Origin of the sequence: Paenibacillus oleatilyticus (genome assembly GCF_018998565.1) — a bacterium.
Classification (GTDB): Bacteria; Bacillota; Bacilli; order Paenibacillales; family NBRC-103111; genus Paenibacillus_G; species Paenibacillus_G oleatilyticus.
The window spans coordinates 746,870-756,423 of the sequence record NZ_JAHNZO010000001.1; the positions used below are offsets into that span (position 1 = coordinate 746,870).

Consider the following 9,554-nt stretch of genomic DNA (forward strand, 5'->3'; position numbering starts at 1 on the left):
ATGTCCTCATTTCAAAACAATAATTCAGAGCGCCGCGTACATCCGCTCCCGCAAAGCCGCAGTGGAGCTCACGACCAGCGTGGAGATCGCGTCCAGCTTCATCTCGGCATAAGCCGGAAACATCCGGCTATCGGGCAAGGTGTATACCCAAACAAGCAATCCGTGTTCGTGGGCGCACTGCACCAGAACCTCGCGGCACGAAGGATAGTCCACGTTGATTCCGGCGAATCCTTTTTGCTGGGCCATGCTGCACAGGTTATGTACAGCGGCTTTATAAGCGACGCCGTCCATCTCTTTTAACACTTCCGGCGTATTCCACATTACTCTATCAAGATAGGGAAGATTTGTAATCGTTTTTGTTTCGCCCGTAAAATAAATCTGCTCCCACATCTTCAATGCGTTCAGCAGCTCGATGGTTGGAAGCGCTGCGGCATCGGTCTTGATATCCAAATTAAACAAGACCGGCTGCCCTTTAAAAGCCAGCAGCACCGTCTCCAGCCGTTCCAGCTCCTGTCCTGCCGGAAGCATAAAGGGATTCCTTGTCTTCAATTCGGCGTAAGTAAGCTCGGAGATCCAAGGATTATCGTCATGATAAAGCACGCATACGCCATCCTTGGTCGCTCTTACATCGACTTCCAGCACCTCCGCGCCTGCCCTCCGTCCGACGATAGCCGACTCCAGAGTATTGTCCGGCGTACCTTCGCAGCCGGTATGCGCGATAATTAGGGGCATATTCATAACCTGCACGCCTCCTGCGTTGTTTTGTGTGATCGCTTCGCTGCCGTTACCTCGCTTCAAAATAAAGCGGATTCGTAAAAGCGACATCTGCTAACGCCATGCCTAGCAAGCCATGCAGGCGAACCCCCAGCCAGGTCAGCCCTTTGCTGGAAATGGTCTGGGAGAACGCCGCTTCACTTTCCGTTACGGTGCCGCGGCACAGCTCCCCCAGGTTCGATTCGACAATCAACTTATAGCTTGGTCCTTGCAGCAAATTTCGTCCGCTTGTCTGAAACGGGGCATGCACTCGAATCGAAACCTCGGCGGATTCTCCCGCTGCTTGTGGAACGACATCGCCAATGCCATAAGCCTGTCCGCCTGCCCTCAGTTCCAGCGTGACGAGCGGCCCCATGCTCACGCAAATGCGCCCTGAACGAATCGCCTCCACTACGGCTTCCGTCGTGACAGCGCGATCATCTCCGGCGATGCCCAGATACGTAAAAGCCGGAGGATCGCTATTCTCAGAGGAATGGTGCCAGTCCCGGCCGGCTGTAGCGGCGATGCGCACTCCCTGATTTAACAAACTCGTCCATTGCTCGAAAGCCGGGGCGTTATGGTTACGCAGCGGAGGCAGCGTTTCGTGCCATACTTCCATATAGTCGATTTGATGCCAGTCCTGGATGTCATACTCCCAATGACATCCCGTGCAAATCGGGCTGCCCATACTGAACGGATGCGCGATGCCGACCACGCCCCCTTGCCGGTGAATCCGGTCAATGCCCTTCAAAATATCTTTCGGGCCCAGATCGCGCCATTCGCAATATGGCACGCCAAGTGTCAGCATGTGTCCGTAGAAGGTCGTCCATTCCATCCCCGGTACGATGCATATTCCGGTCTCATCCGTCACCCGGGCCGCATCGGCCAGCCCCGATGTGGTGTTGTGATCCGTCAAGGCAATGCCACGGAGACCAAGTTCTGCCGCTTTCCTGCACATATCGTGCAGCGTATGGATGCCGTCGCTGTGAGGCGTGTGGGTATGCAGTTCAAACGGAAGCCAGTTCATGCGCCGACGCTCCTCCCCGGATGCTTAATGTATAATGGCATGTTTCGGTCACGACACAATGAACGCTAAGGGTAACCCGCCAAATCCCTTCTTGAATCGGGCCAGCAATGAAGCCCGGAGAGCTTTCCTCCCGCGACAAGACATGATGCTGCTCGTTCGGATGGCGGTGCGCCGATCCCCGGAATCCTTCCGGGTCGTCGATCGATAGCGTGAGCAGATTTTGCAGCGGAACGAACTTTTCCCATTGCTCCTTGTAGACGGGTTGTAAAGACGGGTTCACATACCGGTCGATCGCGTCTTCAATCAGCTCGCGGGAGGCGCGTGGGTCGTCCAATTTTTTAGGGCTGTAGCGAAAATCAATAACCAGGCATTCCTCGGGTTCAGGCATATAAAACTGATAGGTAATATGCGTTTTCGAACTGAGCGGAGTCAGCTTCCCTTCGACGATGAGCTGATCTTTCATACAACATCCCCTCACTTTTCTTCGTTCATCATGCTGCGAATATAGAAATAGCCGACGAGGGAACATAGAACAAACATAAATACGGCGCATGCGCTGGAAATGCCGGTTTCAAAATAGACCGAAAACTGCTGCTGCATCGCTACCCCGAGCACTTGCGGCGCATTCGGGCCGATTAGAAACGGAGCCGTGAAGCTTCCGACAATGCCCATCACGACGAATGTGGCAGCCACCAGCAGCGACTTGAACGATAAAGGAACGATAATGCGAGTGAAAACTTGAATTTTCCCCGCTCCCACGTCCTTCGCGCTTTCAATGACGGCGTTCGGAATACCCGACAGCGCGGAACTGAGCAGCATGGTGGCGAACGGGATATGAAACCATAAATTAGCGAGCAGCAGCCCTTTGAAATCGAAGAGCACTTTCATCATCGGCTCATTGGTGAACAGCAGCAGGATGCGGGCCAGCCAGCCGTGATTGCCGTACATATTCATAATTCCGTATGTGGCGATCACCGACGGAATGAACATCGGAATATAGTAGAGGCGTTCAATCCACTTCGCGAGAATGCCTGTACTAAACCGTAAAAACACGGCAAGCACATAAGCAATAAGCAGCACCAGCACCGACGAAACCAGCGTCAAATAAAGCGTATATTTGATATTCGCCAGCATGGCAGGATCGGTAAACAGAAAGCGGTAATGCTCCAACGTAAACCGGCCGTCGCGTCCGCTCAAGCTTTCCTGAACGGACGTGAAGATCGGCACCACAATCATCAAGAGCAGCAGCAAAAAGGATGGCAGCACCATGACCAGTCCGAGCGCGGAACGTCCCGCTCCGCGTCCGAACAAGGCTGGTCTTAACGATTTTCCGGTGACCAGCGACTGGGTGCTCATTGACCGGCGACTTCCTTCTGCCAACGTTTCATCGCGTTGGCTTCCAGTTCCCCGAGATTAAAGGAGCGGTAGTTAACGGACACGCCTTCGAACTTTTTCTTCAGATCGGCAGGCATATGCGACCATTCGATACCGGGGAAACCGTAAATTTTATTGACAACCTCGGCCTGCGCTTCCGGACTCAGCACAAAATTAATGAAGTCGTAAGCCGCTTCTTTATGCTGGGACATGCTCGGTACGGCCAGTCTTCCCGGTCCGCCGGTAAATGCCGGCTCGATCTGCGCAAGCTTCGTCGTTTCGGGCAGCAGCTTCTTGTTGATTTGCTCCAGCGCCATATCGGACCAAGCCGGAATCATGTCCACCTCTCCGTTAGCGAGTAAGTCAAGCGTCCCTTGGTTTTTCTTCGGATATACGCCCTGCTGGTACATGTCTTTGGATAACGATTTGAGCAGCTCGAAGCCCGGACCCCATTCCTGTTCAATTCCTTTATCTTCATTATGGATCGCCTCTTCCGGCAGAGACTTGTACAAGGCCGTAATCACGAACGATGCGCCGGAACCGCCAGTAGCCGGATCGTTGTAAGCGAATCGGCCCGGATGGTTGCGAATCCAGTCGTACAGCTCATCGAGCGTTTTCGGCGGCGTCGGCACTTTCGCGCTGTTGTAAGCAAGAAGGACCGAGGAAGAGCGGTAAGGCACCACTTTGTAGCCCGCATCCTTCATATTCGCCGGATTCATCAAGTTGAGATTCGGGATTTTTTTCTCGTCGAGCTGCTCGAAGACATTGTCCTTTTTGTCGGCGGCTAAATCAGACCCACCATTGGCTTCGTACAGATCCACGTCGATCGTGTTGTTCCCCGCTTTTTTGGCGGCTACAATACGGTTCATGGTCGCCTGTTCGCCTTGTCCGGACGGAATATAGACGAGCTTGACCTTCACCTTATCTTGTTTTTTCTCATACATGTCTTTCAGATGTTTCCATAGTTCCTGTACGTTTTGCGATCCGCTGAAATAAAACGCAATTTCCGTCGTACCGCCGTTTGCCGCTGCAGCCGTTTCATTCTTGGCAGGAGCCGCAGAGTTAACCCCGCCTCCCGCCCCCGCCGAACAACCCGCCAGAAGCGTAAACGCCGAGAGAGAAGCAAGAACGAAACTTTTACCCTTGTGCTTGAAACCGCCGAAATGGATACTCATGGTAGACATCCTCCTTGAAGTTGGGCCGGCAGCTATGCCGAAATTTTAGGATAAGCAGCGTGCTTGGAAAACGTAAGCGAAACCGATTGTCCGCCGGACAGTTCAACGGCTTCTTCCCGGGGCAGGAACATGCGCAGGACGCCTGCTTCGGTTAGCAGCGTGATCTCAGCATAATGCCCGAGCACCATCACTTGTTTTACGGTGGCCGCCAGACCGGGGAACGACGCATCCTTCCATCGGACGTCCTCCGGCCGGACCGCGATCACGACATCTCCGTGCAGATGTCTGGAATCGGGAAGCTCCAAGTTTTGCAGCGTAATGCTTCCGTTATGCGCCACCCCCTCCAGCATGTTCATGCGTCCGATAAAATTCGCGACAAACAGCGTCTGCGGAGCGTCATAGATGGCTTGCGGCGAATCGGACTGCTCGATATGACCGCGGTTCATGACGATGATCCGGTCGGACAGCGACAGCGCCTCTTCCTGATCGTGCGTGACGAACATCATCGTCAGCTTCGTCGACGATTGGATTTCCCGGAGCTCCTCTCGGAGCTCTGCGCGCAATTTGGCGTCCAGCGCCGAGAAAGGCTCGTCCAGCAGCAGAACCTCCGGTTCCAGCAGCAAAGCTCTCGCCACGGCCACACGCTGCTGCTGTCCGCCCGACAGCTCGGTCGGCCGTTTCTTCTCCGCGCCGGGCAGCCGGACGAGCTTGAGTGCCCGGTCCACCGCTTCTTGAATTTGATCCTTCTTCATTTTGCGGATTTTCAGGCCAAAGGCCAGATTCTCGAACACATTCATATGCGGCCATAAATTGTAGCTTTGAAACACCATCGCGGTCGGACGCTTCTCCGGGGGAAGATGCAGCACGCTCTTGCCCGCAATCAGAATATCGCCGGAGTCCGGTTCCAGAAATCCGCCGACCGAGCGGAGCACCGTCGTTTTGCCGCAGCCCGACGGGCCCAGCAAAGTAACAAGTTCTCCATGATGGATATCGAACGATATCCCGGTCACGCCTTCACCTGTTTTGTAACGTTTGGATAAATTTCGAATCGATAATTGAACTGGAGTAGTCATCGTCCTGCCTCCTTGCTATTTCATGGTGAAGCCGCTGGACATCACATCCGCACTGACAAAGCGCCGTGATACCATCAGCAAAATAATGGTAGGCAGCGTCAAAATAATGGAAAATACGGCGCCGGCCGTTGCCGGATAGTCTTGTACCGCTCCGTACATAATCAGCGGCATCGTTTTGAAGTCGGGCATCCCTACCATAAACGTTCCTTGCGCTTCGTCCAAAGAGGACAGGAACGTAAAGATCGAAGCTACAATAATGCCCGGCAGCGCCATCGGAAGCGTAATATTCCAGAACACGCGAAACGGGCCCGCCCCCGCGTCTCTTGCGGCTTCTTCCTGTGCCTGATGCACGCTCTTGAACGAAGCGGCCGGAATCCATGTCATATACATCAAGGTGTTAATCACATGAATGAGAACAACGCCCACAAAGGTATTCATCAAGCCGACCTTGAAAAACAGCACCGCGATGGCGACATATAAGCCCATTTTCGGAAACGCATTGGTCAGCAGGAACGAGAATAGAAACCAACGGCTGAACGGAAATTGAATGCGCGCGAAAGCATAGGCCGCGGGAACGCAGATGACAATCGACAGCGCCGTGACGACGGAAGCAATCAGAAAAGACAAGCCGATCGACTTTAAAATTTCAGGCTGGGACAATACGAATTTCCACCAGGTTAGAGACCAGCTTTGCGGCAGCGCCGCCGGGTACTGCCACTTTCCCGAAAAGGCGAGCAGCGCCAAATTGATTAGCGGTCCCAGAAAAAAGAAGACGAACAGGGCAAAAACGACAAACTCGACGATTTTTCTTTTTCCCAAGCTTTTGAAGTACCAACTCATGGAATTTTCACCTCCTCACGAAATTGGTATCGATACCAATTTTCGAAAAATAAAAAGCGCCTACTTCACAGCTGCACTCTGGTATCGATACCAATTTTGACCGTAACAACATATGCTTAACTTTTCAGCCTCCCTGCTTCGCAATTTCTATTTTAAGAATAGAAGACGATTGTAAAATTCGATCGATAGAATTGTAAACGGGAGTTCATGATCTTTTAAATGATTTGTAAAAGGGGGTTAGGAGTTGTGATAAAATCGCAATGTCTTTATAGGCAAATTGAAAAGAAAAGTGAAAATTCTTCTATCTCCGAACGAATGCATCCCGAATATAAATGTGAAAAAAATGATCTCTCTCACGAAAATCGTGTATAATGTAGGAAATAATGCCCATACAGGAGGTGGATTAATTTGGGAATTGCTATTACTGTAGTCATATTAGTGTTACTGTGGTTAGGAATGATGAAACTTAGAAAATTCAGAGGCAACTATCGAAATAAGATGGAAGAACTGAATGCAGTTGAATCCATATATGTTTCTCACATTGAAGGATTACCTATTCCACAGGGAACAGCGACATGGCTTTATGCTTGCCCAGACAAAGTAGTGATTGAATCTAAAAATGGAAACTTCGAAGTTCCGAACGATCGAATCATAAATTTCGCAGCACTTTCCGAAGAGGATGTTAAGCAAATTGAAAAAAGCGTGATCGGCCGTGCTGTGGTGGGCGGGATTCTTCTTGGTGGTTTGGGGGCTATCGTCGGTGGCTTAAGCGGTGTAGGGACAAAAGGAAAAAAAGTAATTCGTCATTTTTTCGTCATTAATTACACGAATAAAGATGGCGATACAGCTATTGTTACTTTTGAAAATAATGTGAACGACTTGAAGTTATTTGCGGACAAATTTTCAGAAATAATAGGAATTGATCCCAACAAAAGAATCACTCTCTGATAGATTATGCGAACGTTCATGCAAACGCTAGATTAATATGATAAAGCGGCAGCCAAGGGCTTTGATAAGCCCAGGCTGCCGCGATTGGCTGTAAAAGTTTTAGTTAAGTACCAGACGTCCGATCTGATTACACTCTTCAGCAAACCAAATATCGCCGTTAGGACCCATTGCGATACCATGGGGCTCAGCATTCTTTGCCGGTATTGCGTATTCTGTAATAACCCCTTCCGTTGTAATTCGGCCGATTTGGTTACCGCCCCATTCCGTGAACCATAGATCCCCGTTTCTCCCGCAAAGGATCGCATGAGGCCGGGCATTCGGCGTCGGTATAACAAATTCGCTAACCTCGCCCGAGGACGTCATTCTACCGATTTTATTTCCCATGATTTGCACAAACCATAATGCTTCGTCAGGTCCGGGCGTAATGCCGACAGGCCCGGAGTTAGGCGTTGGAATCGAATATTCCTTTACCTCGCCTCCGGTGGTGATTCTCCCGATGGTATTGCTCTGATTCTGTGTAAACCATAATGCCCCGTCCGGACCCGGAGTAATAAAAGAGGGAAAGGCTTTGGGATGAGGCAATTCAAACTCCGTGATTTCCCCTGATTTTATTATCCTTCCGATTCTGCCGCTATTCATTTCGGTAAACCACATGGCGCCATCAGGACCTTCCGTTATGCCAAAAGGCGCGGAATCCGCGGCAGGAAGGTCATATTCGGCAAAATGACCGTCCATCGACATTCTCCCGATCTTGTTTGCACGATATTCTGTAAACCATAAGTCGCCGGTCCGATCCGAAACGATGGACATTACTCCTGCATTAGCTGTCGGAACGAGAAATGAAAATATTTCACCTTCGGCATGGATTCGTCCGATTCGATTTCCCTTCTGTTCCGTAAACCACATCGCCCCGTCTTTTCCGGCGGTTATTCCGTAGGGCCCTGAATTTTGTCCATTGACCGCATATTCGTGTATCGTAAACCTCATACAATTGACCTCCCCATCAAGCATCAAAGATGCTGTTTCATTTTTCTCAGCGTATCCATATCTCCGCTTACGATTGCGCCAATATACCGGTTGATGAGTTCGATGTCGGAATCCCGACATTATATGTCCAATAGTTCCTGAATCACCTCCGGCGAGAAACGCTTCCGTATCTCCCTTGCAGGATTTCCACCGACATGGTATAAGGTTCGACATCCTTTACGATTACGGCTTCAGCCGCTATAATTGCTCCGTCGCCGATACGCACGCCCGGCATGATGGTTGCACGTCTGCCGATCCAGACGTCGTTGCCAACGATCGTATCTCCTTTAATCGGCAATTGTTCCAAAGATGGCGTATTTTTTTTCCACCCGTTTCTAAAAATGTTGAATGGAAAAGTTGATTCGTCCATTCTGTGGTTCCCGCCATCCATCATAAATCTGACCTCGGGAGCAATGGAACAAAGCTTGCTATGATCAATTTTGTCCCGATGACCTCATAATGGTACAAGAAAATTTGATGCTAAAGAAAGAAGATAAACGCAAAAAACCTCCTATTCCGATGTTCGGATAGGAGGCAGGCACATACGGTCAAAAAAAGACGTACTCATCCTTTACATGAAGAGTCGTTCTTCTTCTTTGCACATGCAAAAAAGCCCATGCTAATCCTATCCTGAAAGCATCGTGTATCACGATTTTTTCTTGGAAAAGATAGGATTAGTAGATCATTGGCTTTTGAGTCACCCTTTCGTTAATGCTTGTAGTAACTTTACCACACGCCTTACATATAATCAATTCCATTTATTCAGTTAAAAAGTCTTGAAAACCGACTATTACGAATATAAATTCGTGATTGACAAATTCTCGAAGGAGGGTAGTCATAAATGCAAATATCAAAGGAGGTGCACAGCCCAATGGCCTGGAGGTGTTCGGCGATCTTCTTTTTGTTGCCGATATGGGTAATGCCGCCGATCATTTTTTATCCAATATCACGGGGGAGGGGGGGAATATCAGAATTCGGATAAATTCCGAAGTTTATAAAAAAAATAACCCCCGAATGGGGTTACTGCTTGGCGACGTCCTACTCTCCCGGGACCCTGCGGTCCAAGTACCATCGGCGCTGGAAGGCTTAACGTTCGTGTTCGGGATGGGTACGCGTGGTTCCCTTCCGCCATCATCACCAAACATAATCAAGGCTTGTACCTTGAAAACTAGATGCGAAATTTATTCAACTTCAATGGTTAGCTTATGGTTTTGGATAAGCCCTCGACCGATTAGTATTCGTCAGCTGCACACGTTGCCGTGCTTCCACCCCGAACCTATCAACCTCGTCGTCTACAAGGGGTCTTACATACTGGGAAATCTCATCTTGAGGGGGGCT

9 protein-coding genes, 2 rRNA genes and 1 pseudogene are annotated in these 9,554 nt (G+C 50.2%); 1 reads left to right on the forward strand and 11 read right to left on the reverse strand.

Annotated elements, in window-relative coordinates; all coding sequences use genetic code 11:
* Positions 1-24 precede the first annotated feature (24 nt).
* The 7 genes from KQX66_RS03225 to KQX66_RS03255 are packed head-to-tail and all read right to left on the reverse strand — an operon-like array spanning position 25 to position 6,242.
* The gene (locus KQX66_RS03225; protein WP_216789582.1) at positions 25-738 is read right to left on the reverse strand and encodes a glycerophosphodiester phosphodiesterase; all 714 of its coding nucleotides are present in this window, start codon (positions 736-738) and stop codon (positions 25-27) included.
* Positions 739-784: 46 nt separating this feature from the next.
* Positions 785-1,780 (reverse strand): CehA/McbA family metallohydrolase, encoded by a 996-nt coding sequence (locus KQX66_RS03230; RefSeq protein WP_216789594.1) that lies wholly within the window; start codon positions 1,778-1,780, stop codon positions 785-787.
* The gene (locus tag KQX66_RS03235) at positions 1,761-2,243 is read right to left on the reverse strand and encodes a hypothetical protein (RefSeq protein WP_216789605.1); all 483 of its coding nucleotides are present in this window, start codon (positions 2,241-2,243) and stop codon (positions 1,761-1,763) included. The genes KQX66_RS03230 and KQX66_RS03235 overlap by 20 nt, the downstream gene beginning before the upstream one ends.
* Positions 2,244-2,254: 11 nt before the next feature.
* Positions 2,255-3,136, reverse strand: coding sequence for an ABC transporter permease (locus KQX66_RS03240; RefSeq protein ID WP_216789607.1), 882 nt, complete (start codon positions 3,134-3,136; stop codon positions 2,255-2,257).
* On the reverse strand, positions 3,133-4,329 hold the full coding sequence (locus tag KQX66_RS03245) for an extracellular solute-binding protein (RefSeq protein ID WP_216789610.1): 1,197 nt from the start codon (positions 4,327-4,329) through the stop codon (positions 3,133-3,135). Before KQX66_RS03245 ends, KQX66_RS03240 begins: the two co-directional genes overlap by 4 nt.
* 32 nt (positions 4,330-4,361) lie before the next feature.
* The gene (locus KQX66_RS03250; RefSeq protein WP_216789612.1) at positions 4,362-5,402 is read right to left on the reverse strand and encodes an ABC transporter ATP-binding protein; all 1,041 of its coding nucleotides are present in this window, start codon (positions 5,400-5,402) and stop codon (positions 4,362-4,364) included.
* A gap of 15 nt (positions 5,403-5,417) precedes the next feature.
* The gene (locus tag KQX66_RS03255; RefSeq protein ID WP_216789614.1) at positions 5,418-6,242 is read right to left on the reverse strand and encodes an ABC transporter permease; all 825 of its coding nucleotides are present in this window, start codon (positions 6,240-6,242) and stop codon (positions 5,418-5,420) included.
* A 408-nt stretch (positions 6,243-6,650) separates the two neighbouring features.
* Between KQX66_RS03255 and KQX66_RS03260 the strand changes: the two genes are divergently transcribed.
* Positions 6,651-7,190 (forward strand): hypothetical protein, encoded by a 540-nt coding sequence (locus tag KQX66_RS03260; RefSeq protein ID WP_216789616.1) that lies wholly within the window; start codon positions 6,651-6,653, stop codon positions 7,188-7,190.
* A gap of 99 nt (positions 7,191-7,289) precedes the next feature.
* On the opposite strand, the gene KQX66_RS03265 is transcribed toward KQX66_RS03260, so the two are convergent.
* From KQX66_RS03265 to KQX66_RS03280, 4 genes and pseudogenes are all read right to left on the reverse strand, one after another.
* A complete protein-coding gene (locus tag KQX66_RS03265; protein ID WP_216789618.1) occupies positions 7,290-8,177 on the reverse strand; it encodes a Vgb family protein in 888 nt (295 codons plus the stop codon).
* A gap of 122 nt (positions 8,178-8,299) precedes the next feature.
* Positions 8,300-8,684: pseudogene (locus tag KQX66_RS03270) on the reverse strand (CatB-related O-acetyltransferase); the annotation flags it as partial.
* Between the two features lie 557 nt (positions 8,685-9,241).
* Positions 9,242-9,358, reverse strand: a 5S ribosomal RNA gene (gene rrf / locus KQX66_RS03275).
* A gap of 69 nt (positions 9,359-9,427) precedes the next feature.
* Positions 9,428-9,554: ribosomal RNA gene (locus tag KQX66_RS03280) — 23S ribosomal RNA — on the reverse strand; the annotation flags it as partial.